At 68.5% G+C, this 26,212-nt stretch carries 22 protein-coding genes; 13 read left to right on the forward strand and 9 right to left on the reverse strand.

What is annotated here, in order from left to right; translation table 11 throughout:
• Window positions 1-7: 7 nt before the first annotated feature.
• Window positions 8-1,855, reverse strand: coding sequence for a dihydroxy-acid dehydratase (ilvD, locus tag ACLD0W_RS07040; RefSeq protein ID WP_410306764.1), 1,848 nt, complete (start codon window positions 1,853-1,855; stop codon window positions 8-10).
• 244 nt (window positions 1,856-2,099) lie between these two features.
• Between ilvD and vapB the strand changes: the two genes are divergently transcribed.
• Window positions 2,100-2,330, forward strand: coding sequence for a type II toxin-antitoxin system VapB family antitoxin (gene vapB, locus ACLD0W_RS07045; RefSeq protein ID WP_204431522.1), 231 nt, complete (start codon window positions 2,100-2,102; stop codon window positions 2,328-2,330).
• On the forward strand, window positions 2,330-2,728 hold the full coding sequence (vapC, locus tag ACLD0W_RS07050) for a tRNA(fMet)-specific endonuclease VapC (protein ID WP_410306765.1): 399 nt from the start codon (window positions 2,330-2,332) through the stop codon (window positions 2,726-2,728). The genes vapB and vapC overlap by 1 nt, the downstream gene beginning before the upstream one ends.
• Before the next feature lie 11 nt (window positions 2,729-2,739).
• Here vapC and argA read toward each other — a convergent pair whose 3' ends face one another.
• Genes argA through ACLD0W_RS07065 form a run of 3 tightly spaced genes read right to left on the reverse strand, consistent with a single transcriptional unit; the run spans window position 2,740 to window position 6,084 of the window.
• Window positions 2,740-4,077 carry an amino-acid N-acetyltransferase gene (argA, locus tag ACLD0W_RS07055; RefSeq protein ID WP_410306766.1) on the reverse strand — a complete coding sequence of 446 codons (1,338 nt, stop codon included), beginning with the start codon at window positions 4,075-4,077 and terminating at the stop codon, window positions 2,740-2,742.
• A 20-nt stretch (window positions 4,078-4,097) separates the two neighbouring features.
• A complete protein-coding gene (locus ACLD0W_RS07060; RefSeq protein ID WP_410306767.1) occupies window positions 4,098-5,366 on the reverse strand; it encodes an inorganic phosphate transporter in 1,269 nt (422 codons plus the stop codon).
• A 37-nt stretch (window positions 5,367-5,403) separates the two neighbouring features.
• Window positions 5,404-6,084: a TIGR00153 family protein gene (locus ACLD0W_RS07065; RefSeq protein ID WP_410306768.1), complete on the reverse strand. Its 681-nt coding sequence runs from the start codon at window positions 6,082-6,084 to the stop codon at window positions 5,404-5,406.
• Between the two features lie 244 nt (window positions 6,085-6,328).
• Here ACLD0W_RS07065 and ACLD0W_RS07070 point away from each other — a divergent pair, with 244 nt between their 5' ends.
• The 10 genes from ACLD0W_RS07070 to ACLD0W_RS07115 all read left to right on the forward strand — a co-directional run bounded on the left by ACLD0W_RS07070 (window position 6,329) and on the right by ACLD0W_RS07115 (window position 19,075).
• Window positions 6,329-8,062, forward strand: a complete 1,734-nt coding sequence (locus ACLD0W_RS07070) for a GspE/PulE family protein (RefSeq protein ID WP_410306813.1) — start codon at window positions 6,329-6,331, stop codon at window positions 8,060-8,062.
• Between the two features lie 74 nt (window positions 8,063-8,136).
• Complete coding sequence (gene glnE, locus ACLD0W_RS07075; protein WP_410306769.1) at window positions 8,137-11,001, forward strand: bifunctional [glutamate--ammonia ligase]-adenylyl-L-tyrosine phosphorylase/[glutamate--ammonia-ligase] adenylyltransferase; 2,865 nt, start codon at window positions 8,137-8,139, stop codon at window positions 10,999-11,001.
• A 68-nt stretch (window positions 11,002-11,069) separates the two neighbouring features.
• Window positions 11,070-11,990 carry a branched-chain amino acid transaminase gene (locus ACLD0W_RS07080; RefSeq protein ID WP_410306770.1) on the forward strand — a complete coding sequence of 307 codons (921 nt, stop codon included), beginning with the start codon at window positions 11,070-11,072 and terminating at the stop codon, window positions 11,988-11,990.
• A 21-nt stretch (window positions 11,991-12,011) separates the two neighbouring features.
• Window positions 12,012-13,058: a lipopolysaccharide heptosyltransferase II gene (waaF, locus tag ACLD0W_RS07085; protein WP_410306771.1), complete on the forward strand. Its 1,047-nt coding sequence runs from the start codon at window positions 12,012-12,014 to the stop codon at window positions 13,056-13,058.
• 2 nt (window positions 13,059-13,060) lie between these two features.
• Entirely contained in the window at window positions 13,061-13,831 is a 771-nt protein-coding gene (locus tag ACLD0W_RS07090; RefSeq protein ID WP_410306772.1) for a lipopolysaccharide kinase InaA family protein, read from the forward strand.
• Between the two features lie 7 nt (window positions 13,832-13,838).
• Window positions 13,839-14,870 carry a lipopolysaccharide heptosyltransferase I gene (gene waaC / locus ACLD0W_RS07095; RefSeq protein WP_410306773.1) on the forward strand — a complete coding sequence of 344 codons (1,032 nt, stop codon included), beginning with the start codon at window positions 13,839-13,841 and terminating at the stop codon, window positions 14,868-14,870.
• Window positions 14,867-15,976 carry a glycosyltransferase family 4 protein gene (locus tag ACLD0W_RS07100; RefSeq protein WP_410306774.1) on the forward strand — a complete coding sequence of 370 codons (1,110 nt, stop codon included), beginning with the start codon at window positions 14,867-14,869 and terminating at the stop codon, window positions 15,974-15,976. Before waaC ends, ACLD0W_RS07100 begins: the two co-directional genes overlap by 4 nt.
• Window positions 15,973-16,818 carry a lipopolysaccharide core heptose(I) kinase RfaP gene (gene rfaP, locus ACLD0W_RS07105; protein WP_410306775.1) on the forward strand — a complete coding sequence of 282 codons (846 nt, stop codon included), beginning with the start codon at window positions 15,973-15,975 and terminating at the stop codon, window positions 16,816-16,818. The genes ACLD0W_RS07100 and rfaP overlap by 4 nt, the downstream gene beginning before the upstream one ends.
• A complete protein-coding gene (locus tag ACLD0W_RS07110; RefSeq protein WP_410306776.1) occupies window positions 16,815-17,732 on the forward strand; it encodes a glycosyltransferase family 2 protein in 918 nt (305 codons plus the stop codon). Before rfaP ends, ACLD0W_RS07110 begins: the two co-directional genes overlap by 4 nt.
• Complete coding sequence (locus ACLD0W_RS07115) at window positions 17,729-19,075, forward strand: phosphotransferase (protein ID WP_410306777.1); 1,347 nt, start codon at window positions 17,729-17,731, stop codon at window positions 19,073-19,075. The genes ACLD0W_RS07110 and ACLD0W_RS07115 overlap by 4 nt, the downstream gene beginning before the upstream one ends.
• On the opposite strand, the gene ACLD0W_RS07120 is transcribed toward ACLD0W_RS07115, so the two are convergent.
• Genes ACLD0W_RS07120 through ACLD0W_RS07135 form a run of 4 tightly spaced genes read right to left on the reverse strand, consistent with a single transcriptional unit; the run spans window position 19,076 to window position 23,480 of the window.
• Entirely contained in the window at window positions 19,076-20,173 is a 1,098-nt protein-coding gene (locus ACLD0W_RS07120) for a glycosyltransferase (protein WP_410306778.1), read from the reverse strand.
• Entirely contained in the window at window positions 20,170-21,405 is a 1,236-nt protein-coding gene (locus ACLD0W_RS07125) for an O-antigen ligase family protein (RefSeq protein ID WP_410306779.1), read from the reverse strand. Before ACLD0W_RS07125 ends, ACLD0W_RS07120 begins: the two co-directional genes overlap by 4 nt.
• Before the next feature lie 20 nt (window positions 21,406-21,425).
• On the reverse strand, window positions 21,426-22,343 hold the full coding sequence (lpxL, locus tag ACLD0W_RS07130; RefSeq protein ID WP_410306780.1) for an LpxL/LpxP family Kdo(2)-lipid IV(A) lauroyl/palmitoleoyl acyltransferase: 918 nt from the start codon (window positions 22,341-22,343) through the stop codon (window positions 21,426-21,428).
• A gap of 6 nt (window positions 22,344-22,349) precedes the next feature.
• Window positions 22,350-23,480: a hypothetical protein gene (locus ACLD0W_RS07135; protein WP_410306781.1), complete on the reverse strand. Its 1,131-nt coding sequence runs from the start codon at window positions 23,478-23,480 to the stop codon at window positions 22,350-22,352.
• Window positions 23,481-23,661: 181 nt separating this feature from the next.
• Here ACLD0W_RS07135 and hldE point away from each other — a divergent pair, with 181 nt between their 5' ends.
• Window positions 23,662-25,092 carry a bifunctional D-glycero-beta-D-manno-heptose-7-phosphate kinase/D-glycero-beta-D-manno-heptose 1-phosphate adenylyltransferase HldE gene (hldE, locus tag ACLD0W_RS07140; RefSeq protein WP_410306782.1) on the forward strand — a complete coding sequence of 477 codons (1,431 nt, stop codon included), beginning with the start codon at window positions 23,662-23,664 and terminating at the stop codon, window positions 25,090-25,092.
• An 18-nt stretch (window positions 25,093-25,110) separates the two neighbouring features.
• Here the strand turns inward: hldE and ACLD0W_RS07145 are convergent, their stop codons facing one another.
• Window positions 25,111-26,127 carry an AraC family transcriptional regulator gene (locus ACLD0W_RS07145; protein WP_410306783.1) on the reverse strand — a complete coding sequence of 339 codons (1,017 nt, stop codon included), beginning with the start codon at window positions 26,125-26,127 and terminating at the stop codon, window positions 25,111-25,113.
• Between the last annotated feature and the right edge of the window lie 85 nt (window positions 26,128-26,212).

Below are 26,212 nucleotides of genomic sequence, written 5' to 3' on the forward strand. Positions count from 1 at the left end.
TCCGAGATCATTCGCCGATCTGGCTGAGGTCGCGCACCGCGCCACGGTCGGCGCTGGTGGTCAGGGCCGCGTAGGCGCGCAGGGCCGTGGATACGTTGCGCTGGCGGATTTCCTTGGGCTTCCAGGCCAGCTTGCCACGCTTCTCCATGCGCTCCCGGCGATGGGCGATTTCCTCATCGCTGACCGCCAGCTGGATGGTGCGCTCGGGGATATTGATGTCGATGGTGTCGCCTTCCTCCACCAGGGCGATGGCGCCGCCTTCCGCCGCTTCCGGGGAGGCGTGGCCGATCGACAGGCCGGAGGTGCCGCCGGAGAAACGACCGTCGGTGAGCAGCGCGCATTGTTTGCCCAGGCCCTTGGATTTCAGGTAGCTGGTGGGGTAGAGCATTTCCTGCATGCCCGGGCCGCCTTTCGGGCCCTCGTAGCGGATCACCACCACGTCGCCGGCCACGATCTGGTCGCCGAGGATGGCGCGCACCGCGGAATCCTGGGACTCGAACACCCGGGCGCGGCCGGTGAACTTGAGGATCGAATCGTCCACGCCGGCGGTTTTCACGATGCAGCCGCGCTCGGCGATGTTGCCGTACAGCACGGCCAGGCCGCCGTCCTTGCTGTAGGCGTGCTCATAGTCGCGGATACAGCCTTCGGCGCGGTCCACGTCCAGGCTGTCCCAGCGGGTGTCCTGGCTGAAGGCGGTCTGGGTGGGGATGCCCGCCGGGCCGGCGGTGAACATCTTCCTGACGCCCTCGTCGGTGGTGCGCACCACGTCGTAGTGTTCCAGCGCTTCCGCCACCGTGGCCGAGTGCACCATGGGGATGTCGTTGTGCAGCAGGCCGGCGCGGTCCAGCTCGCCGAGAATGCCCATCACGCCGCCGGCGCGGTGCACGTCTTCCATATGGTACTTCTGGGTGGCCGGGGCCACCTTGGCCAGGCACGGCACCTTGCGGCTGAGCCGGTCGATGTCCGCCATGGTGAAGTCCACGGCGCCTTCCTGGGCCGCCGCCAGCAGGTGCAGCACGGTGTTGGTGGAGCCGCCCATGGCGATGTCCAGGCTCATGGCGTTCTCGAACGCCTTGAACGAGGCGATGTTGCGCGGCAGCACGCTCTCCATGTCCTGCTCGTAGTAGAGCCGCGCCAGGTCGACGATGCGGCGGCCGGCTTCCAGGAACAGCTCGCGGCGGTCGGCGTGGGTGGCCAGCAATGAACCGTTGCCCGGCAGGGACAGGCCCAGGGCCTCGGTCAGGCAGTTCATGGAGTTGGCGGTGAACATGCCGGAGCAGGAGCCGCAGGTGGGGCAGGCGGAGCGTTCCACCTCGGCCACGGTGGCGTCGTCCACCTTGTCGTCGGCGGCCATCACCATGGCGTCCACCAGATCCAGCTTCTGCTCGCCCAGTTTGGTTTTGCCCGCTTCCATGGGGCCGCCGGACACGAAGATCACCGGGATGTTCAGGCGCATGGCGGCCATCAGCATGCCCGGGGTGATCTTGTCGCAATTGGAGATGCACACCAGCGCGTCGGCGCAGTGGGCGTTGACCATGTACTCCACGGAGTCGGCGATGATGTCGCGGCTGGGCAGCGAATAGAGCATGCCGTCGTGGCCCATGGCGATGCCGTCGTCCACCGCGATGGTGTTGAATTCCTTGGCGATGCCGCCCGCCCGTTCCACCTCGCCGGCCACCAGTTGCCCCATGTCCTTCAGATGCACATGGCCCGGCACGAACTGGGTGAAGGAGTTGGCGATGGCGATGATCGGCTTGCCGAAATCGTCGTCCTTCATGCCGGTGGCGCGCCACAGGGCGCGGGCGCCGGCCATGTTGCGGCCATGGGTGGTGGTGCGGGAGCGGTACTGGGGCATGGGATCCTCGGCTGCCGGGTGTTCAGGGCCGGATAGTGTAGCGCAGGCCGGCGTGGAAGGGGGAATGCGGCGTGTCCGATGGCTTACGGGAAGAGACCGGGATTTCCTACAGACCGGTCCGGCGCCGCGCCTTAGGCTGAAGCAGGGGTTTGGCGAAAGGAGTGAAAGCGTGTATATCCCATTGACATATACAGACCCAAAGGCAACACTGCGGGCGTCATCCTTGATGCCGGAGGTGCCCGCCATGGAAAAAACCACTGTGTTCAAAAGCAATCGTACCCAGGCGGTGCGTCTGCCCAAGGCGGTCGCCTTTCCCGACGATGTGCGTCAGGTGGATATCATCGCCGTGGGGCGCGCGCGCATCATCGTGCCGGCCGGCGAGGCCTGGGACAGCTGGTTCGACGGCCCCGCCGTGAGCGCGGATTTCATGAGCGACCGCGAACAGCCCGACGGGCAGGAGCGCGAGGGGTTCTGATGCTGAAGTACATGCTGGATACCAATATCTGCATCTACACCATCAAGAACCGGCCAGCGGCGGTGCGCGCGGCCTTTCGGGAGCGGCAGGGTGCGCTGTGCATCAGCAGCGTGACGCTGATGGAACTGATCTACGGCGCCGAGCGGTCCGCCCGGCGCCGGGACAATCTGGAGGTGGTGGAAGGCTTCGCCGCCCGCCTGGAGGTACTGGATTACGAAGCCGAGGCCGCCGCGCACACCGGCCAGCTGCGCGCCGAACTGGCCGCCGCGGGCACGCCCATCGGCCCCTGGGATCAGATGATCGCCGGCCACGCGCGCAGCCGGGCACTGGTGCTGGTGACCCACAACACCCGGGAGTTCGACCGGGTGCCCGGCCTGCGCGTGGAAGACTGGGTGTAGCGCCCGGCCGACTACAGGCTTTTCACGAACACCTTGGAGTTGCGCTGCCAGTTATACAGCGCCTGACGCTGGGTCGGCAGCGCGTCCACGCCGGCGGGCTCGAAGCCCTGTTCGCGGAACCAGTGGGCGGTGCGGGTCGTGAGCACGAACAGCTTTTGCAGGCTCTGCTCGCGGGCGCGCCGTTCCAGGTAGCGCAGCAGTTGCAGGCCCCGTTCGCTGTTGCGGTAGTGCGGGTGCACCGCCACGCAGGCCAGTTCGCCGATGCGGTCGTCCGGGAACGGGTAGAGCGCGGCGCAGCCGATCACCATGCCGTCGCGCTCGATCAGGGCGAAGCGGTGAATCTCGTTTTCAAGTAGCTCCCGGGAGCGGCGCACCAGGGTGCCGTCCTCTTCCAGGGGGGCGAGCAGCTCCAGGATGCCGCCCACGTCGTCGATGCGGGCGCCGCGCAGGGTTTCGTAGCTTTCCCGGGTGACCATGGTGCCGCAGCCGTCGCGGGTGAACAGCTCGCGCACCAGGGCGCCGTCCTCGCAGGTGTCCAGCAGATGGGCCCGGGCCACGCCGTTGCTGGCGGCGTGGCAAGCGGCGGTGAGCTGGCGGTCCACCGGGTCGGTGCTGAACCGTTCCTGGATCAGCAGGCGGCCCGCTTCCTGCGGCGTCAGCTCGCGCAGCAGGCGGCCTTCGTCGTCGTCCACGCGCAGGCCGTCGCCGAGCACGATCAGCTTGTCGGCGGCCAGGGCGATGGCGGCGCTGGAGGCCACTTCCTCGGCGTTCAGATTGAACAGCTCGCCGGTGGGCGAGGCGCCCAGGGGCGACAGCAGCACCACGTTGCCGCTGTCCACCTGGCGGCGGATGGCCTCCACCTGGATGCGCCGCACCTCGCCGGTGTGCTGGTAGTCGAAGCCGTTGCGCACGCCCACCGGCTTGGCGATCACGAAGTTGCCGCTGATCAGCTGGATGGTGGCGTTGTACATGGGCGAGTTGGCCAGGCCCATGGAAAACAGGCCTTCCAGCTTCAGGCGCAGGGCGCCCACCGCGGCGGTCACTTCCTCCAGCGCGGCGGCGTCGGTGATGCGGGTGTGATTCTCGAAGCGGCTTTCCAGGCCGGCGGCCTGCACCCGGCGGCTGATCTGCGGCCGCGCGCCGTGCACCAGTACCAGCCGCACGCCCAGGGCGTTGAGCATGGCCAGGTCATGGATCAGCGCCGGCAGGCGTGGGGTATCCAACACCTCGCCGCTGATCATCACCACGAAGGTGCGACCGCGGTGGGCGTTGATGTAGGGCGACGAATTGCGGAACCAGGCGACCTGGTCGTCGGTGTCGGACACGGGGTTCTCGATATCGGTGGTCATGGCCGGAGTATAGCGACCGGTCAGGCCCCGAACAGCCCCTTGAAGAAGTAGAAGAACAGAATCGACAGCAGTGCCCCCGCCGGCAGGGTCACCACCCAGGAGGTGAAGATGGTGCCGATCACGCGCAGGTTGAGGGAACCGATGCCCCGGGCCATGCCCACGCCGAGCACCGCGCCCACCAGGGTGTGCGTGGTGGAAATCGGCAGGCCGGTGCCGGAGGCCAGCACCACGGTGGTGGCGGCGCCCAGTTCGGCGGCGAAGCCCCGGCTGGGGGTCAGGGCGGTGATCTTGGTGCCCACGGTGGCCATCACCCGGGCGCCGAGCAGGGCCAGGCCGAAGACGATGCCCATGGCGCCCACCAGCAGAATCCAGCTGGGCATGGCGGCTTCCTCGCCGATCACGCCTTTATTGACGATCACGCTGTTGATGGCGGCCAGGGGTCCCACCGCGTTGGCCACGTCGTTGGAGCCGTGGGCGAAGGCCATGGCGCAGGCGGTGAAGATCATCAGCACCGCGAAGATGCGCTCCACGGAGCTGAAGCGGAAGTCTTTATCGGCTTCCGGGTCCGGTTGGATGCGCGACAGGATGGCGCCGCCGACCAGCGCCACCAGCAGGCCGCCGATCAGCGCCCAGGCCAGGCTGGCGGCGAAGCTCACGTCCAGACCGATGTGCTTGAGGCCCTTGGTGAGGGTCACCGCGGTCATCACATAGCCGACCAGGAACATGTAGAAGGGCACCACCCGCTTGGCGCTCTGGAACGGGTCGTCCTGGTTGAGCACCAGCTTCTGCACGCTTTTGATCAGAAAGAAGGAAATAAACCCGGCCAGTAGTGGCGAGGTGATCCAGCTGGCGACGATGGAACCGACCTGGTCCCAGTGCACCGCGTCCACGCCCACGCCGACGGCGGCGAAGCCGACGATGGCGCCGACGATGGAGTGGGTGGTGGACACCGGCCAGCCGGCCCAGGATGCCACCACCAGCCAGATGCCGGCGGCCAGCAGGGCGGCCATCATGCCGTAGACCAGATAGTGGGGCGTCTCGTTGAAGACACCGGCGTCGACGATGCCCTTGCGCACCGTGGCGGTGACCTCGCCGCCGGCCAGATAAGCGCCGGCGAACTCGAAGATGATGGCGATCAGCACCGCTTGCTTGACGGTCAGGGCGCCGGCGCCCACCGAGGTGCCCATGGCGTTGGCCACGTCGTTGGCGCCCACGCCCCAGGCCATCAGGAAGCCGAAGGCACCGGCGATAAGCAGCATCAGCATGCTGTGTTCAAGCATCCACTCCATTGAGAAACCCCTGGTCTGAGTGGCGATTTAAAGTGGGTTAACGGGCCAGCAGCAGCTGCAGGCGGCCGCCCACCTTCTGGGCACGGTCGGCCAGGTCGCCGATCCAGTCGATGATTTTATAGAGGAAGATCACGTCCACCGGCGGCAGCTCGCTTTCCAGCTTGAACAGCTGGGCGCGAATCACGATCTGCTGGTCGTCGTTGGCCCGCTCCAGGCGGTCCAGCTCCTCGATCAGGTCTTCCACCAGACGGATTTCGCGACCGCTGAAGCCGGTTTCCACCAGCTCGTCCAGCTCATTGATGGCTTTCTGGGCCTGGGCCGAGGTGTCGATGGCGCCCTGCAGGTAGTCGCCCATCACGCCGGCCAGGACCGGCGGAATGGTCATCTGCCGGCCCAGCATCAGGCCGGCGATGTCCTTGGCCTTGTTGGCCACCTTGTCCTGCACGCTGACCAGTTCCAGCAGGTCCGAGCGGGGCACCGGCAGAAACAGGCTCTTGGGGAGGTTGAGGCGGAATTCCTTCTTCATGCCGTCGGCCCGGTTTTCCAGGTCGGCGATGCGCTGGCGGGCGGCCTTGGCCTGCTCCCAGTTGCCGCTGCTCACGGCGGCGAAGAAGTCACCCAGGCCCACCGCGCATTCGTGCACCGTGTCGTAGTGCTGCTGCAGGGGTTTGATCGGGGAGCGGCCGAACAGGCCGGCGATCGAGCTTCCGAAGGACATGGGGGTCACCCTGTAACGGAAAGGTCATAATTTGGGGCGCGAGTATAGAGGGGATGCCGCGACCCGTCCACGGCGCCCGGCCGCCACCGCGACCGGCACCGGTTCAGGTTCCGTCGATTCGGGGATGGCGGCAAGCCCCGGCGCGGACTACAGTGGCCGAAAACGGGAATCAAGGGGGAGAGCCGTGCCCGTCACCGCCGTGCCCGCGCACCGCCAGGGTCAGGAAGTGGACGTTCGCTGGGTGATGCGCGAGCTGCTGGAGGAGCAGCGCGTCAGCCGCGAGGACTTCAACGTCATTTCCACCACGCCGCGGGAAAACAAGGAACTGAACTGGCATCCGCTGGAGGTGGTGGCCAAGTACCGCCTGGTGGACCAGAGCCACGGCCAGCGGGTGCTGGACGTGGACTTCCTGTCCGCATGGCTGGCGGAGAAGAGCGGCCTGCCGCTGTACCACATCGACCCGCTCAAGGTGGACGTGGACGGCGTCACCCGGGTGATGAGCTACGCCTTCGCCGAGCGCCACGGGCTGGTGGCGGTGGAGAGCCGCCGGGACCGGGTGGTGGTGGCCTGCGACCAGCCGTTCCGGCTGGACTGGCGCGAGCACCTGGGCCAGGTGCTCGGCGAGCGCGAGCTGGAGACGGTGTTCGCCAACCCGGAGCAGCTGCGCCGTTACCGCATCGAGTTCTACAATCTGAGCCGCTCCATCGCCGGCGCCGCCCGGGCCGGCGGTCAGGAATTGTCCGGCATCACCAACTTCGAGCAGCTGCTGGAAGTGGGCAAGGGCCACCACGACGCGGACGACCAGCACATCGTCAATATCGTCGACTGGATCCTGCAGTACGCCTTTTCCCAGCGGGCCAGCGATATCCACCTGGAGCCGCGCCGGGAACAGGGCCGGATGCGCTTTCGCATCGACGGCGTGCTGCACGACGTCTACGAGCTGCCGGCGGCGATCATGGCGGCGGTGACCAGCCGTCTGAAGATTCTGTCGCGGCTCAACGTGGCGGAAAAGCGCAAGCCCCAGGACGGCCGGCTGAAGACCAAATCCCCGGACGGCGACGAGGTGGAGCTGCGCATCTCCACCCTGCCCACCGCCTTCGGCGAGAAGATGGTGATGCGGATCTTCGATCCGGACGTGCTGGTGCGCAGTTTCGCCCAGCTCGGCTTCAGCCGCGAGGACCACGAGCACTGGCGGGCGATGACCGCCCACACCCACGGCATCGTGTTCGTCACCGGCCCCACCGGTTCGGGCAAGACCACCACCCTGTATTCCACCCTCAAGCAACTGGCCACCAGCGAGGTCAACGTCTGCACCGTGGAGGACCCCATCGAGATGGTGGAGCCCAGCTTTAACCAGATGCAGGTGCAGGCCAACATCGACGTGGACTTCGCCCAGGGCGTCAAGGCGATGCTGCGCCAGGACCCGGACATCATCATGATCGGCGAGATCCGCGACCTGGCCACCGCCGACATGGCGATCCAGGCGGCGCTCACCGGCCACCTGGTGCTGTCCACCCTGCACACCAACGACGCGCCCTCGTCGATCACCCGGCTGGTGGATCTGGGCGTGCCGCCCTACCTGCTGTCCGCCACCGTGATCGGCGTCATGGCCCAGCGCCTGGTGCGCACCCTGTGCCCCCATTGCAAGTTGGAAACCGCCCCGGATCCGGACGCCTGGAAGGAGCTGGTGCGCCCCTTCAAGATGGCCATGCCGGACACCGTGTGCCAGCCGGTGGGCTGCCTGGAATGCCGGGGCACCGGCTACCTGGGCCGCATGGGGGTCTACGAGACCCTGCCGTTCAACGGTGCCCTGAAGGGGCAGGTGGGGCGCGGCGCCGACCTGGAAGCCCTGACCCGGCTGGCGGTCAAGAGCGGCATGAAACCGCTGCGCATCAGCGGCGCCCGCAAGGTCGCCCAGGGGCTCACCACCATCGAGGAAGTGATGCGGGTGACGCCGTCCCAGGACGTGCTGCTGTGACGGTCGTGGGCGGTCCGATGCGGATTTATCTTCCCATTGCCCTTTCCCCTCAAGGCCGTGGACAATAGCCGCCCATGACAGAACCCGACTATTCGAGCCTGCCCGACGAACTCTCCGTGCTGGTCACCCGGCATTGGCAGCGGTTCCAGGAGGTGGGTCACACGCTTCCCGACACGCTGCTCAGCGATCTGCCCCGGGTATGGGCGGGTTCCGACTATGTGGCGGAACAGTTCATCCGTGACCCTCAGCTGGGCGAGTGGCTCGCCGCCAGCCCCCTGCGCCACCGGCTCGACGGTGGCGCCCTGGCCGGGCAGGTCCGCGAGGCGGTGATGACCTGCCAGGACGAGGACGCCCTCAAGGCGGCCCTGCGCCGCCTGCGGCACCGTCATATGGTGCGCCTGATCTGGCGTGACCTGACCGGGCTGGCCGACTACCACGCCACCGTGGCAGACCTGTCACTGCTCGCCGATACCCTGATCAGCACCGCCCTGGAGCGGCTTTACCAGTGGGCCTGCGAGCGCGGCGGCGTGCCCCGCGACGAGGACGGCGAACCGGTGAAGCTGGTGGTGCTGGCCATGGGCAAGCTGGGCGCCCGGGAGCTGAACCTGTCCTCGGACATCGACCTGATCTTCGCCTATGAGCACGAAGGCGAGATCGCCGGCGAACGGCGCGCCCTGTCCCACCATCAGTTCTTCCTGCGTCTGGGCCAGCAGCTGATCAAGGCGCTGGACCAGAACACCGCCGACGGCTTCGTGTTCCGGGTGGACATGCGCCTGCGCCCCTGGGGCAAAAGCGGCGCCCTGGCCATCGGCTTCGACGCCATGGAGCACTACTACGAGAACCAGGGCCGCGAATGGGAGCGCTACGCGCTGATCAAGATGCGCCCGGTGGCCGGTGATCTGCAGGCCGGCGCGCGCCTGATCGAACGCCTCAACCCGTTCGTCTACCGTCGTTATATCGACTACGGCGCTTTCGAATCCCTGCGCGAAATGAAGGCCCTGATCGAGCGCGAGGTGAACCGCAAGGGCATGCAGGCGGACGTCAAGCTGGGCGCCGGCGGCATCCGCGAGGTGGAGTTCATCGTCCAGGCGTTCCAGCTGATTCGCGGCGGTCAGTTGCCGGCGCTGCGCGAGCCCAACCTGATCAAGATGCTGCCGCGTCTGGCGGACGAGGGCATGCTCCCCGAGGACGTGGTGGAGGAACTGCGCGAGGCTTACGTGTTCCTGCGTGACGTGGAGCACCGGCTGCAGGCGGTGGCGGACCGCCAGACCCAGCGCCTGCCGGACGACGAGCTGGGCTGGCAGCGGCTCACCTTCGCCATGGATTTCTCCGCCCGGGCCGCCTTTGAGCGCGCGCTGCGCCGTCACCGCGAACAGGTGCGCTACCACTTCAGCCAGGTGATCGCCGATCCCCAGGAAGAGGCTCAGGTGTCCGAGGGCGACCAGGAGCTGCTGGACCTGTGGCTCGGCCAGCTCGACCACGCCGACGCCGTGGCGCGCCTGGAAAGCGTCGGCGTGCAGGAGGCGGAAGAGGTGCTGGCGGCCCTGGAGGGACTGCGCTCCGCCCGTACGGTGATGAACATGCAGCGCATCGGCCGCGAGCGCCTGGACCGGCTTATGCCGCTGCTGCTGGAAGCGCTGGGCTATCAGGGCCACGGCCGGGTCACCGCCGAGCGGCTGGTGGCCTTCGTGGAATCGGTGGTGCGGCGCAGCGCCTACATCGCCCTGCTGGTGGAAAACCCGGGCGCCCTGACCCAGCTGGTCAAGTTGTCCGGCGCCAGTCCCTGGATCGCCGAGCGGCTGGCCCGCCACCCGGTGCTGCTCGACGAACTGCTGGACGTGAGCACCCTGTATTCGCCGCCGGGCCGCGACGAACTGGACGATGAACTGCGCCAGCAGTTGCTGCGGGTGGCCGAGGACGATCTGGAACAGCAGATGGAGGTGCTGCGTAATTTCAAGCAGGCCCACCTGCTGCGCGTTGCCGCCTCCGAGGTCACCGAAGTGCTGCCGCTGATGAAGGTTAGCGACTACCTGACCTGGCTGGCGGAAGCCATTCTCAAGCAGGTGGTGATGCTGGCCTGGGAGCCGCTGGTGGAGCGCCACGGCCGGCCCGGGCGCACCGACGGCCAGCCCTGCAACCCGGATTTCGTGGTGGTCGGCTACGGCAAACTGGGCGGCATCGAGCTGGGCCACAACTCCGACCTGGACCTGGTGTTCCTGCACGACGCCGCCTCCGGCGGCAGCACCGACGGCGATCGCCCGGTCTCCAACGAACAGTTCTACGCCCGTCTGGGCCAGCGCATCGTGCACATCCTGTCCACCCGCACCATGAGCGGTCAGCTCTACGAGGTGGACACCCGGCTGCGGCCCAGTGGCAGCGCCGGCCTGCTGGTGTCGTCCATGGACGCCTTCCGCAAGTACCAGCTCAACGACGCCTGGACCTGGGAACACCAGGCCCTGGTGCGCGCCCGGGTGGTGGCCGGTTGCAGCCGCGCCCGGGAGCGCTTCGACGACATCCGTCATGAGGTGCTGTGCCGCCCCCGGGAGCGCGACGCCCTGCGCCGGGATGTGCTGGCCATGCGCGAGAAGATGGTCGACCACCTGGCTGCCCGCCAGTCCGACCGTTTTCACCTCAAGCAGGATCCCGGAGGTATCGTCGATATCGAATTTATGGTGCAATATGGCGTACTTAGATGGGCCTCCTCCCACGGTGAACTGACCCGTTTCACCGACAACGTGCGGCTACTCGAAACCCTCGCCGCTCTGGAATTGATGCCGGCCCAGGACGCCGGCCTGCTGCGGGAAGCCTACCTGGCCTACCGGTCCGCGGCTCATCGCGCTTCACTGCGCAAAGAAAAGTCCATCGTCGACGACACGGAATTCCGCGATCTGCGCGAAGGCGTGCGAGCGATCTGGGACCAATGGTTCGCGGACGCCTGACGACGGGATGACGACGTTCGGTCGAGGCCGAGGGGCCGAGGCCATTTTGATTTAGGAGACGAACCGCCATGTCCATGGCTGATAGAGACGGTGTTATCTGGTTGGATGGTGAGCTGATTCCCTGGCGCGATGCCAAGATTCACGTGCTCACCCATACGCTGCATTACGGCATGGGCGTGTTCGAGGGCGTGCGCGCCTACGAAACCGGTCGCGGCCCGGCGATCTTCCGTCTCAAGGAACACACCGACCGTCTGTTCAACAGCGCCAAGATCCTGTCCATGAAGATGCCCTTCAGCAAGGACCAGATCAACGACGCGCACACCACCGTGGTTCGTGAGAACAAGCTGCCCCACGCTTACCTGCGCCCGCTGGTGTTCTACGGAAGCGAAGGCATGGGCCTGCGCGCCAACGGCCTCAACGTGCACGTGGCGGTGGCCGCCTGGGAATGGCCGTCGTACATGTCGCCGGAAGCCCTGGAACTGGGCATCAAGGTGCGCACCTCCAGCTACACCCGGCACCACGTCAACATCACCATGTGCAAGGCCAAGTCCTCCGGCAGCTACATGAACTCCATGCTGGCGCTCAACGAAGCCCTGTCCGGCGGCGCCGATGAAGCACTGCTGCTGGACAACGAAGGCTACGTGGCGGAAGGCTCCGGCGAGAACGTGTTTCTGATCCGTGACGGCATGCTCTACACCCCGGAACTGACCTCCTGCCTGGATGGCATCACCCGCAAGACCATCATCCAGCTGGCCGAGGAACGGGGTTACAAGGTGCGCGAGAAGCGTCTGACCCGCGATGAGTTCTACATCGCCGACGAAGCCTTCTTCACCGGCACCGCCGCCGAGGTCACGCCGATCCGTGAGCTGGACGGTCGCATCATCGGCGAAGGCAAGCGCGGGCCCATCACCGAGGAACTGCAGTCGGTCTATTTCGATCTGGTGCGCGGCAAGTCCGAACAGCACCGGGAATGGCTGACCTATCCGTAACCGGTTGACGGGCCTGAACCAGTGACGGACCCGGCGCGCCCCCGCATCCTGGTCGTCGGCCCGTCCTGGGTCGGCGACATGGTGATGGCGCAGACCCTGTTCGCCGACCTCCAGGCGCAACGGCCCGCCGACATCGACGTGCTGGCGCCGTCCTGGTGCCGGCCGCTGCTGTCGCGCATGCCGGAGGTGCGCCAGGCGCTGGATCTGCCGTTCGGCCATGGCGAGCTGAAGCTGCGCCAGCGGCGTGCCGAGGGGCGCGCCCTGCGCGGCCGCTACGACCACGCCTATGTGCTGCCCAACTCCCTGAAATCCGCGTTGCTGCCGTTCTGGGCCGGCGTGCCCCGCCGTACCGGCTGGCGTGGCGAGATGCGCTATGGGCTGCTCAATGACGTGCGCCGGCTGGACAAGGAACGCTACCCGTTGATGGTGCAGCGTTTCGTGGCGCTGGCGCGGCCGGCGGACGCGCCGGTACCCGCTCTGGAGGAGATCCGCCCGCCCCATCTGGAGGTGGACCCGGCGTCCGTGGCCGCCGCCCGTGAACAGCACGACCTGGCGGCGGACCGGCCGGTGCTGGGGCTGTGCCCCGGCGCCGAGTTCGGCCCCTCCAAGCGCTGGCCGGAGCAGCATTACGCCGCCGTGGCCGCCGACTGGATCGAACAGGGCGGCCGGGTGTGGCTGTTCGGCTCCGCCAAGGACCGGCCGGTGGCGGACGCCATCGTCGCCGCGCTGCCGCCGGCCAGTCAGGATCGGGTGCGGGTACTGGCCGGCGCCACCAGCCTCGAGCAGGCGGTGGACCTGTTGTCGGCCACCGACGCGGTGGTCAGCAACGATTCCGGTCTGATGCACATCGCCGCCGCCCTGAACCGGCCGCTGGTGGCGGTGTACGGCTCCACCTCGCCGGGTTTCACGCCGCCGCTGGGGCAGCGGGTGGCCATCGAACGTCTGGGGCTGGACTGCAGCCCTTGTTTTCAGCGGGAGTGTCCGCTGGAGCACCACAACTGCATGCGTCTGCTGGAGCCGGCGCGGGTGATGACCGCTCTGCGGGGGCTGAGCGTCGGAGGGAACTGACCATGGGATCGCGATCTTTTCTTGCCAGCGACTGGCGTGCTGTTTTTCTGACGCGGGGGCTGAGCGATCTGGACGCCTGGTGGACCCTGCCGGACGTCGAGCGGGTGGACGAGCCCAACTATCGCTATGGCGGTGAGCTGAGCGTCTACCGGGTAAGGCTGGCCGACGGCGAGGGGCGCCCGCGCAGCCTTTACATCAAGCGCCAGCGCGATCAGCTGCGTCCCAGCCTGCGCCACCCGCTGCGCGGGGAGCCCACCCTGGTGAAGGAGTTCCGGGCTCTGGTGGACTGTCTCAAACGGGGCATTCCGGTGGCCCGGCCGGTGTTCTTCGACAGCCGCACCGGCGCCGACGGCCACCGCTACACGGTGCTGGTCAGCCTGGGCCTGGACGGTTTCGAGAGCCTGGACCGGCTCAATCGCCTGGCGCTGTCGCCGGTGCAGCGCTGGCGGCTGGTGCAGGACGTGGCCGATGCCCTGCGCTATATGCACAGCCGTGGCGTGGCCCACCGCACGCTCTACCCGAAACATATTTTTGTCGCCTGGCGGCCCGCCCTGGGGCGCTTTGATGTACGCTTCATCGATCTGGAAAAGGCGCGCCATCCGGCCGGTGCCGCCCACCGCCTGCGCGATATGGAGAGTCTGTCCCGTCGCACCCAGGGCGTCGGGCTGCACGATCGCCTGCGTTTTCTGCAGCGTTATCTGGGCCGGTCGCGGCTGAACGCCGCCGACCGCAGGCTGCTCCGGCTGCTGGCCCCGAAAGAGCGGCAATCGTAGACACAGCATGCATGTTCTTCTGATCAAGACGTCGTCCATGGGCGACGTCATTCACACCTTGCCGGCGCTCACCGACGCCGCCGCCGCCTTGCCGGGGCTGCGGGTGGACTGGGTGGTGGAGGCGCCGTTCGCCGATCTGGCCGGTCGCCACCCGGCGGTGGAGCGGGTGCTGCCCTGCAAGCTGCGCGAGTGGCGCCGCCATCCCCTGCGGGCCCGCCGCAGCGGCGAGTGGGGTACCTTCAAGGCGGCCCTGCGGGCGCGCCGCTACGACGCGGTGATCGATGCCCAGGGGCTGATCAAAAGCGCCTTTATCACCCGTCTCGCCGAGGGCCCCAAATACGGGCTGGACCGGGCCTCCGCCCGCGAGCGGTTGTCCGCCCGGGTGCTCGACCACCCGCTGGCGGTGCCCCGGGGCCAGCACGCCATCAGCCGGGTGCGCCAGTTGTTCGCCGCCGCCCTGGGCTATGCCCCCCCGGACGATGAGCCGGACTATGGCCTGATTCGCGAGCACGTGCCACGGGGGCTCGGCGAGCCCGGCGCGGAGCTGGTGTTCTGCCACGGCACCACCTGGCCCACCAAACATTACCCGGAACCCTACTGGCGGGACCTGGCGGAGCGCGCCGACGCCGCCGGCCACCGGGTCTGGCTGCCGTGGGGCAATGAGGTGGAGAAAGCCCGCGCCGAACGGCTTTGCCGTGGCCTGGACGCGGTGCGGGTGCTGCCCCGGCTGTCCCTGGCGGAACTCACCGACAAGCTGCTGCACTGGGACGGTTTCCTGGCGGTGGACACCGGCCTGGCCCACCTGGCCGCCGCCGCCGGCCTGCCCGGCATCGCCCTCTATGGCCCCACGGACCCCCGTCTTACCGGGGTGCGCGGGCCCCGCGCGCGCAGTCTGGCGGCGGAGTTTCCCTGCGCACCCTGCGTGCAGGAACGCTGCACCTACCGGGGCAGCCTGGGGCGCGGCGTGGAGCCGCCCTGTTTCAGCAGCCTCAAGCCGCACCGGGTGTGGCAGAGTCTGATCGAGGTGGCGGGCCCATGAAGCTGGCGTTCCTGTTGTTCGAGTACTTTCCCTACGGCGGCCTGCAGCGGGACATGCTGGCCATCGCCCAGGCGGCGGTGGCGCGCGGCCACCCGGTGACGGTGCTGACCCGCGCCTGGCACGGCCCGGCACCGGAGGGCCCGGCCCTGGAAACGGTGCCGGTGGGCGGCGCCAGCAACCATGCCCGCGATGCCGCCTTCGCCGAGGCGGTGCGCCCGCGTCTGAGCGACTTCGACCGGGTGGTGGGCTTCAACAAGATGCCCGGCCTGGACTGGTACTACGCCGCCGACGGCTGCCTGGCCGATCGTTACCACGGCCCCAAACGCTGGCTGCCGCGCTACCGCAGCAAGCTGGCCATGGAGGCGGCGGTGTTCGAGCCCGATCAGAACACCGGCGTGTTGTCGATCTCCCCCCGTCAGCGCGCCCTTTACCAGCGCCACTACGGCACTCCGGACCGGCGTTTCGTGGACCTGCCGCCGGGCATTCGCCGGGACCGCCTGCTGCCGGAGGATTTTTCCCTGCGCCGGGCGCGGCTGCGTACCGAACTGGGCGTGGCGGAAACCACGCCCCTGCTGTTGTTCGTGGGCTCCGGGTTTCGCACCAAGGGGCTGGATCGGGCGATCCGCGCCCTGGCCGGCCTGGGCGAGGATGTGCGCCTGTTCGTGGTCGGTGACGACGACGCCGGCCCCTACCTGCGGCTGGCGGAGCGGCTCGGCGTGGCCAGCCGCGTGCGTTTCATGGGTGGCCAGGACAACGTGCCCGACTGGCTGTGGTCGGCGGACCTGCTGCTGCACCCCGCCTACGCGGAAAACACCGGCACCGTGCTGCTGGAAGCTGCCATCGCCGGCCTGCCGGTGCTGACCACTTCCGCCTGCGGCTACGCCGGTTACGTCCGTGACGCGGACCTGGGCGCGGTGCTGGACGATCCCACCCCGGCGGCGCTCACCGCCGCCGCGTCGCGGTTGCTGCTCCAGCCCCGAGACCGGTGGCGCGAGCGCGGCCGGGCCTTCGCCGCCGACGCCGACATCTACAGTCTGGTGGACCACGCGGTGGACGCCATCGAGGCCCGCCCGGACGGCGCGGCCACCGCCGGAGAATCCCCATGACGCTGTACCTGCGCGAGGATCTGGCCCGCGCCTGGCAGGGGCTGGATCCCCTGGAACAGGCCGCCCGCCAGGACGGCGATGTGTTCCGGGCCCGGGAAGGGCGGCGCACGCTGCGGTTCATCGCCGATGGCCGGCACTACTTTCTCAAATACCACGGCGGCGTGGGCTGGAAGGAAATCATCAAGAACCTCACCCAGGGCAAGCTGCCGGTGCTCGGCGCCCTGTCGGAGGTGCGCGCCATCCACGCCGTGCAGGCCGCCGGCATCGACACCCTGAGCATCGCCGGCTACGGCGAGCGCGGCGCCAACCCGGCGCGCCGCCGTTCGTTTCTGGTCACCGATGAACTGATGCACACGGTCAGCCTGGAAGAACTGGGCGAGCATTGGCGGCTGCACCCGGGCCCGGCGCCGTTTAAATGGGCGCTGATCCGCCGGGTCGGGGAAATCGCCAAGGCCATGCACGACGCCGGCGTCAATCATCGGGATTTCTACCTGGGGCACTTTCTGATCGCCCGCTCCGCGGTGGACCGCCACGACGCCACCGCGCCGCTGCATCTGATCGACCTGCACCGCTCCCAGGTGCGCGCCCGGGTGCCGCGCCGCTGGCGCACCAAGGACATCGGCGGCCTGTACTTCTCCACCGCGCGCCTGGACCTGACCCATCGGGATCTGCTCCGTTTCGTGCGCGCCTACACCGACATGCCGCTGCGCGAGGCGCTGGCGGACAAGGCGCGATTGCTGGACGCCGCCCGCCACGAGGCGGAGGGCATCTACCTGCGCTATTTCGAAAAGACGCCGAGCTTTCCACTGGGTTTCAGCGAACATCCGGGTAAGGACATATGAGCGAAGGCCCCGGTTTTTCCATCGTTATCCCCGCCTACAACTACGCCCGGGTCATCGAGCGGGCGTTGGTGTCCGCGCTGCGCCAGGACTACACCCCCTTCGAGGTGGTGGTGATCAACGACGGCTCCACCGACGACACCGAAGCGGTGCTGGCGGACCTGGCCGCACGGCGCCCGGAGCCGTTCCGGGTGGTGCACCAGGACAACGCCGGCCTGGCGGCGGTGCGCAATCGGGGGCTGCGCGAGGCGCGCCACGACTGGCTGCTGTTTCTGGACGCCGACGACGAACTCTGTCCCGGCGCCCTGGCGCGGCTGGCGGCGACCATTGAGGCCCATCCCCGGGCGCGGCTGATCGTCGGCGGCCATGAAGCGGACCATGGCACCCGCCGGGACCGCATTGCCCCGGCCCCGGTCAGCGACGATCCGCGCGTGAATTTCCGCGCTTATCTGGACAAGACGCTGACTATTTCCAACGGTGCCTGCGCCATGCACCGTGACCTGTTCGCCCACACCGCCTACGACCCGGCCCTGCGCCACACCGAGGACCTGCCGGTATTCGCCCACGCCCTGGCGCTTTACCCGGCGGCGGTGAGCGCGGCGCCGGTGGCGGTGATCCACAAGCACGCGGACAGCATGCGCCACGATCTGGACGCCGCGCTCGCCGTGGGCATGGATCTGGAAGCACGGATCTTCGATGACAACGGCCTGCCGGACTGGGCCCAGGGCGAGCGCCGCCGCTACCGGGCGCGGCGGGCCCTCTCCCTGCTCAAACTGGCCGACCGCCATGGCCGGCCGGATCTGGTGCGGCGCTTCTTCCGCATCGCCCTGGGCGCGGATTGGCGCCAGGCATTGCACCTCCGTTATCTGCGCCGCTATGTTGCCAGCCTGAGGCCGGGCAAACGGGGTGGGGCTTGAGTACCGATATCACGCAAGACTTCGACGATTGGCGGGAGCTGGCCGGCCGCGACTGGAGCCGGGCCGGCCCGTTCACCGTGGAAGTGGACGGCGACCCCTTATACGCCGAGGTGCTGCTGCGCCATCTGCCCGGCCGCCGGCTGGCGGTGCGCGCCCGCTGGCGGGGCGACACCGTGTTCGCCAAGCTGTTCTTCGCCGGCCATCAGGACGAGGCGCGCCGCGAGGTGGCGCGCCACCGGGAGCTGATCGCCGCCGGCCTGGCGGTGCCCGCCCTGCGCCATGAGAGCGAGGACGCCCACGGCGCCATCCTGATCACCGACTGGGTGGCCGGCCAGTCCGGTCAGGCGGCGTTGCGCGGCGAGCGCGGCCTGGCCCTGGGCGAGGACCTGCTGGACAGCCTGTTCAGTCTCTACCACGCGGATCTGCGCCAGCTGGATCTGCACCTGGATAATTTTCTGTTCGACGGCGAACGCTTTGTGGTCATCGACGCCGGGGAAATGGCGCCGCTGCCCGGCGGCCTGCGCCACGAGCCCGCGATTCTCGACAACCTGGCCCTGTTCTGCGCCCAGACGCCCCTGGACCTGCGCGACGCCCTGGTCGACAAGGTGGTCGAGCGGCTGCGCCGGGAGGGCCTGCGCGACCGGGGGCTGGCCGCCATGATCCGGCGGCGCAGCAACCGGCGGCTGCGCAGTGCCATGAAGAAATGGCGCCGGGAATCCTCCGCCATCGGTGTCTGGGCGGAACACGGCGAGCAATGGCTGTACCGGCGGGCGTTGCCCGCCGACCAGCGGCAGGCCCTGGCCGCCGCCCTGCGCGACCCGGCGTCCCTGCCGCTGATCAAGGAGGGCAGCCGCGTCAGCGTGTACGGCGACGACCTGTGGGTGATCAAGCATTACCGGGAAGGCGGCGCCAAGGCGCGGCTGCGGGCGCGGTGGTTCCGCAGCCGCGCGGACATTTCCTGGGTGATGGGTTGGACCTGGGCGTTGCTGGGCGTGCCCACGCCACGGCCGGTGATGCTGCGGCGCCGACCGGACGGCGCCGCGGCGATCGCCTTTCCCCGGGTGCCAGGCACCGCGCTGAGCGTGCTGATGGAAAGCGACCGGGAGCGGGCCCGGCGGGTGGCGCCGGCGGTGGAACGCTGGCTGGCGCGGCTCGGCGATACCGGCTTCTGGCACGGCGACGCCAAGGCGCAGAACATTCTGGTGGATGACCAGGACCAGCCGGTCTTTATCGACCTGGACGGCGCCGGCTTCAGCGCGCTGCCGGCTCGCCGGCGGCGCCAGGCGGCCCGCGACCGGGCCCGCTTTCAGCGCAACTGGGAACAGTTCCGCGCGCCGGAGTGATCAGGCCGGCAGTGGCCGGCCTTCCATCAGCGCCAGGAAGCGGGCGTGGTAGCGCTCGATGCTGAAGTCCTGCTCGAACACCCGGTACTGGGCATCGCGCACCGCGTCCAGGTCACTCTGCCCGGCGTCTCCCAGCCAGGCCAGCTTGTCGCGCAGGGCCGGCACATCCTCCTTCGGAAACAGCCAGGCCGGGTCCCGCAGAATCTCGGGCACCCCGCCCACCGGCGTGCCGAACACCGGCACGCCGGCGGCGATGGCTTCGAGCATGGCGATCGGCAGCCCCTCGCGCAGGGACGGCATGATCAGGGCGTCGAAAGCCGATAAATAGCGGTAGGCGTTGCGGCGGCCACCGGCGAAAATCAGCCGCTCCGAGAGCCCCGCTTCGGCGGCGGCCTGGCGCAGCGGCTCCAGGGTCTCGCCGTCACCGATCACCACCACGTAGGGCGGGTCGGTCATTTCCTTCATGGCGTCGATAAAGAAGTGATGGCCTTTCACCGGCCGGGCGCGCCCCACCGTGCCGATCACCCGGCGGGCGTCCACCGGCACGCCCAGGTCCTCCCGCGCCGCCTGGCGCGGCATCAGGTTGTCGCGCACGATGCGTTGGTCCACCGAGTTGGGGATGGCCACGGTGCGGTCCGCCGGGAACCCCCGCGCCAGCATGTCGTCGCGCACCGCCTCGGAACAACCCACGAAGATCCAGTCGCGCATCATCCAGCGGGCGAACCACAGCCGGCGCGGCTTTTTGAACTCCGACATATTGTGGATCACCGCGATCTTGCGGACGCCGGGCAGAAACAGGGCCGCCCAGGCGGCGAACACGGCGGGCTTGATGCGGTGGGTAACGATCACGTCCGGACGGTCGGCGCGCAGCGCGCGCAGCACCTTCAACACCGCCGAGGGACGGATGCGTTTGATGTCCGACTTGCTCAGGTGGAAGGTGCGGGTCTCGCAGCCCAGCCGTTCGCGCAGGTCGCCGTCGTCGCCGTTGAGAATATAGAAGCTGCGCCGATGATCCCCGGCCGACCGTAACACTTCCTCGAACAGGTCCACCCCTTCCACGTTGGTATTGCGGTACTTGCAGATCTGAACCACTTTCATCGCGGGCCTCCGGCGGGGGCGTCGGGCAACTGGCGCACCACGGCCACCAGCAGGGCCATGGGAATCCACACACTGGGCCAGTTGTACATGAACGGTGTGTAGGGGTGAATGCCGTCGAACAGCACCGCCGAAAAACCGGTGGCCAGGGCGGCCAGCAACAGCACCGTGCGATGGCGGTGGTGGCGCAGCGCCTTCAGCCCCTCCGGCAGCCACAGCAGCGTCCACAGCAACAGCCCGGCGAAGCCGAGGAAATACAGCAGCGACAGGTAATAGTTGTGCGGGTGGTCGTGCACCACCGGCTCGCCCTGGGCATTGAGGATGTGCAGGTCGACGCTGCGGTTGGCCATGCCGTGGCCGAACACCGGCGCCTCCTTGATGTGTTCCCAGCTCGCCGACCACAGCGCCGGCCGCTCGCTGGCGCCCCGTTCGGTGATGATGCCCGGGTCCACGGCGACGATGGCGCCCAGCACCAGGGCCAGTACCGCCAGCGGCACCAGCAGGCGCCGGGTGCCGGTCAGTACCGGCAGCGCCAGGCAGCCCACCGCCAGGGCCACCAGGGTGGAGCGGCGCTGGTTGGCGGCCAGGTACACCAGCAGGGTGAGGGTGGTCAGCCACGGCAGCACCCTGATCCAGCGCGCCGGCGGCAGCTGGCGGGAAGCGAAAAAGGCGAAGAAGGGCAGGGTGATGCAGTACATGCTGGCGTACAGCTGGTTGGTGTCGAGCACCAGCCAGGGGGTGATCTCGAAGCGCTCGAACACGCCATACAGCTGATTGTCGAACGGCCGCCCGACGATGAAGTAATAGGCGTAGAAGTCCACCGCGGCGGCCACGGCGGCGGCGGCGATGCCGATCAGCATGGCCCGCCAGAACGCCCCCGGCCAGCGCCGCACGAACAGTTCAAAGGCGCTGAACAGCACGAACAGCTCGATCATGGCGCGCACGAAGCGGCTGGGATTGGGGCTGGGCGAATAGTAGGTGGACAGGGTGGCGTAGAGCAGAAAGATCCACAGCAGCGGCCAGCGGGTGACCAGCTCCAGGGGCCGGTGACGGGCGGCCACCAGCACCACGATCAGCGCCGGCAGGAAGAACACCGCGTCCAGGGCGTTCATCAGGCTGGTACGCGAGGGGAACACCAGCAGCCCGCAGAACATCAGCGCCATGGACAGACCGAGCCAGGCGGTGAGCAGGCGTTCGCGGCGCGGCGGGGTGGCGGGCGGGGCGGGGCTTTGCATCCTGGCGGCTCCAGAGAGTCTTATCGGTAAGGGTTGGGCTGGCCCGGGGGCTGATGTTTGAAGCGTTTGTGCACCCACAGGTATTGCTCCGGATGCTTGCGCACATAGTGTTCCACCGTGCGGTTGATGCGCGCGGTGTCCGCCTCGTCGTCGTCGCCGGGAAAGTCCTCCAGCGGGGCGCCGAATTCGATCTGGTACCGGCCACCGGGCAGCCGGTAGTGGGCACAGGGAATCACCGCCGCCTTGCCCATTTTGGCGATCCGGCTGGTGGCGGTGATGGTGGCCGCCGGCACCCCGAAGAACGGCACATACACCGCATGGCGGGTGCCGTAATCCTGGTCCGGGGCGTACCACACCACCTCGCCCCGGCGCAGCAGGCGCACGGTCTGGCGCAGGTCGTCGCGGTCCACGGAGTGGTTGACCCAGGTGCCCCGGCCTTCACTGATCAGCTTGTCCAGCAGCAGGTTGTCGTTGGGTCGGTAGACCACGCTGAAGCAAAAGAATTTCCCCAGCAGGCGGCTGCCCACGTCGATGGAATTGAAATGCATGCCCAGCAGCAGCACGCCCTGGCCCCGTGCCCGGGCCGCCTCCAGGTGCTCCAGCCCGGAGACGCTGAGCCGCTGGCCCAGGTCGATACGGCGATTGTGGAAGGCGCCGGCCATTTCCAGCAGGGCCTCGCCGGTACTGGTCATCACCCGCCGCGCCAGCGCCGTCCGTTCCTGCTCGGACAGTTCCGGGAAGCACAGCTTCAGATTGATCAGGGCCACCCGCCGGCGCGCCGGCGCCAGATACCAGGCCAGTCGGCCCAGGCCGCGCCCGGCGGCCAGCAGCCAGTCCCAGGGCAACTGGCCGATCAGCCAGAACAGCGCCAGCCCGGCCCGGGTGGGCCACAGGCGCGGGTCCCTGGGGTCGGTGGGGCGTTGGCGGCGCTTACCCATGGTTCCCTAGCCCTGCTTGAGCGCGGGCCGGCTTTCGCGGGTACTGAGGCTGGCCAGCATCAGGGCCAGGGGCAGCCACAGACACATCCAGCTGGGGTGGAAGGGCACCAGCGTGTAGGCGCCGGCGCTGAGCATGGTGAGCAGGCCGGGCAGCACACTGACCAGGAACACCGCGCCCTCGCGGTGCTTCTGGTCGTTGTCCGGCAGGTTCCAGGCGGGCACCGCCCAGGCGGCCAGGAACAGCAGCAGACCGACCAGGCCGGTGCTGTGCACCACCGCCAGCAGCACGTTATTGGGGTGCGGCAGCACCCGCAGGCCGTCGGGAATGCCCTCCAGCAGGGAGTCGCCGCTCTCCTGGCTGAAGCCGTTGCCGAACAGCGGATGGCTGAAATACAGCTGGGCCTGGCGCAGTACCTCGAAGTCCAGCGCCATATACAGGGCCACCGCGCCGGCCAGGGCGGCCAGCAGCCGCTGCCCATGGCGCAGCAGCACCCAGGCCAGCGCCATCACCAGCAGCATCAGGCCGGTGTGCGGCTGCACCGCCACCAGAAAGGTGAACCCCACCAGGGCGCCGGCGCCACGGCGCGCGCCCTTGGGCGTGATGCCCTCTTCCAGGGCCTGGGCCAGCAGAATGAAGGTGGGCGCCACCAGCGCCATGGTGCCGATCAGCGGGCCCGGCTGGGGCAGGTTGAAGATCAGGCTGGCGGGCTGGCTGAACAGGGGGCTGTCCAGGGGCTGGATGGTGTAATAGCTGACCATGATCACCGCCAGCACCACCATGGCGGTCATGGCGCCGTTGGCCAGCGCCAGTTTCAGGGTGTGCTGGTAATACAGATGCAGCCAGCGCAGCATGCCCACCAGAATCACGATCTGCACCACCGCGCGCACCGTGCGCGAACTGTTCACGTCCTCGGCCCAGCCCATGGTCAGCAGGGTCCAGCCCAGGAAGGCGTACAGCGGCACCAGCCAGATATCCAGCAGCAGCTGGCGGTCGCCGCTCACCAGCGCCCGGGTCAGCAGGGTCAGCGAGGGCACGAAGAACAGCACGTCCACCACGTTCAGCAGCGCCACCCGCGAATGAAACAGGAACGGGCCGGTGAACATCACCGCGAAGGAGACCGTCAGCCACAGTCTCAACCATCTGCCCTGTTGCGCGTTGTGGCGCAATGCCGTCATAGAGTTCCGTCCCGTTGCGTATGGGTGCCGGTCCGGCGGGCGTGGCCGCCCCGGCGAGCGGCAAAGTGTACTCAGCCCGGCTGCCGGCATCCACCGCTATGCTACACTCCGCCGCTGTCAGCACACTAGATGGAGTAGGGCGATGCCCAACCTGGAGATTCCCCCGTTTGGCCAGGCCCGGGTGCTGGTGGCGGGCGACGTCATGCTCGACCGCTACTGGCATGGCCCCACCGGCCGCATTTCCCCGGAAGCGCCGGTGCCGGTGGTGCGCGTCACCGATCTGGAGGACCGCCCCGGCGGCGCCGCCAACGTGGCCCTGAACATGGCCGCCCTGGGCGCCCGCGCCGAGCTGGTGGGCGTCACCGGCGAGGACGAGGCGGCGGGCATTCTCGAGGAGCGCCTGGGCGCCGCCGACGTGACCTGCGATTTCCAGAAAGTGGCCGGCCTGCCCACCATCACCAAGCTGCGGGTGGTGAGCCGCCAGCAGCAACTGCTGCGGCTGGACTTCGAGGAATCCTTCCAGGACCAGGACCCGGCGCCGTTCGCCGACAAGGTGCGCGCGCGGCTGGCCGGCTGCGGCGCCCTGGTGCTGTCCGATTACGCCAAGGGCGCCCTGCGCGATTGCCCGGGGCTGATCCGGCTGGCCCGGGACGCCGGCGTGCCGGTGCTGGTGGACCCCAAGGGCAGCGACTTCGAACGCTACCGGGGCGCCACCCTGCTGACGCCGAACCTGTCCGAGTTCGAGGCGGTGGTGGGTCCGGTGCCCGATGAAAAGACGCTGGCGGAGAAGGGCCAGACCCTGATGGCGGAGCTGGACCTGGAGGCGCTGCTGGTGACCCGCAGCGAGCGCGGCATGACCCTGCTGCGCGCCGGCCAGCCGGAACGCCACCTGCCCACCCATGCCCGCGAGGTGTTCGACGTCACCGGCGCCGGTGACACCGTGATCTCCACCCTGGCGGTGGCCCTGGCTGCCGGCGCCACCCTGGAAGACGCGGTGGCGCTGGCCAATATCGCCGCCGGTATCGTGGTCGGCAAGCTGGGCACCGCCGTGGTCAGCGCTCCGGAACTGCGCCGGGCGGTGCACCAGGCCGGTGGCCCGGGCCGGGGCGCCATGACCGAGGAGCAGCTGCTGCTGGCCATCGAGGATGCCCGCGCCCAGGGCGAGACCATCGTGTTCACCAACGGCTGCTTCGACATCATCCACGCCGGCCATGTGGGCTACCTGGATTCCGCCCGCCGGCTGGGCGACCGGCTGGTGCTGGCGGTGAACAGCGATGAGTCGGTGAAGCGCCTGAAAGGGCCGGGCCGGCCGATCAACCCGCTGGAGCGCCGCATGGCGGTGCTGGCGGCCTTGGAAGCGGTGGACTACGTGGTGGCGTTCGACACCGATACCCCGGAACCGCTGCTGGAAAAGATCAAGCCGGACGTGCTGGTGAAAGGCGGCGACTACAGCGTGGACCAGGTGGTGGGCGCGCCCATCGTGCAGGCCTACGGCGGCCGGGTGGAGGTACTCGATTTCGCCGAGAACATTTCCACCACCCATATCGTGCAGCGCATTCGCGGGGAACAATAAGGCCGCCGCGCGGCCGATTCATCCCGGATCCTGCATCGTCTTTCTGTATTTCGCCGGGGGCAGCCCGGTCCAGCGCCGGAACGCGCGGATAAAGGCCGCCGGCTCGCTGTAGCCGAGCCGGTCGGCGATGCGCTCCATGCTCAGCGACGAATCCGCCAGCAGGGCGCGGGCCTTGCGCAGGCGCACCTGATCGAGAAGGGTCTGGTAGCCGCGGCCTTCCGCGCCCAGGCGGCGGCGGAAGCTGCGCTCCGGCAGGTCGAAGGTGGCGGCGGCGCGGGCGGCGTCCGGAAAATCCCCCAGAAACAGATCCAGATAGGCGACCACCCGCTCCGCCAGGCCCTCGGCCGCGCCGCTTCGGCGGGCCAGCAGGGCATCACACTGGGAGCGGTACAGGTCCTGGGCGGCCTGGTTGTGAAACGGCAGCGGCGTGGCCAGGTCGCGGTTGCGGATGCTGGCCTGGGCCCAGGGCTGATCGAACTTCACCGGGCAGCGGAAGTAATCCTCGTAGAAAGCGGTTTCCGCGGGACGCGGGTAGGGCAGCCACACCTCCCGAGGTGCCAGGTCCAGCCCCAGCTGGGTCTGCAGGTCGTTGACCAGCCGGAAGGTGCCGGTCATGTCCCGGTCGATCAGCATCCGCCGCACGGTCGGCGGCAGGGCAATGGGCTTGAGAATCAGCGCCGTGTCCTGCTCGCCGGGCACCAGCGACAACTCGCCATACAGATAGGTCAGCGCCTGGTAGCGCACCCCCAACTGAAAGCCCTCGAAGGCGGAGCGGCTGGTCATCAGCAGCATGGTCAGCGGCCCGTAGCCGGCCAGCCCGAAGCGCTGGCCCATCTCGAAGCCGAACGCCGGGTCCCCGGCCAGCGGCAGCAGGGCCGTCAGCACCGCCAGCTCCCGGTCGCGTTCGATCTCGCCGTTGGGGTCCAGCCGCGCCGGGTCCAGCCCGTGGCGGGCCAGCACCGCATCGCACTCCACCCCGCGCTGGCGGAGCAGATCCACGGTGTACATCAGGGCAAGGATCGAGCGTTGCGACATGGCTTTGGCCGGAATGATCAATTTTCCGGTCAGCTTAGCAGCTTTCTTCCGGCCGCGACCCGGTTAGGGTAGGCCCATCGAACAG

Origin of the sequence: Alloalcanivorax sp. C16-1 (genome assembly GCF_046507805.1) — a bacterium.
Taxonomy (GTDB): Bacteria; Pseudomonadota; Gammaproteobacteria; order Pseudomonadales; family Alcanivoracaceae; genus Alloalcanivorax.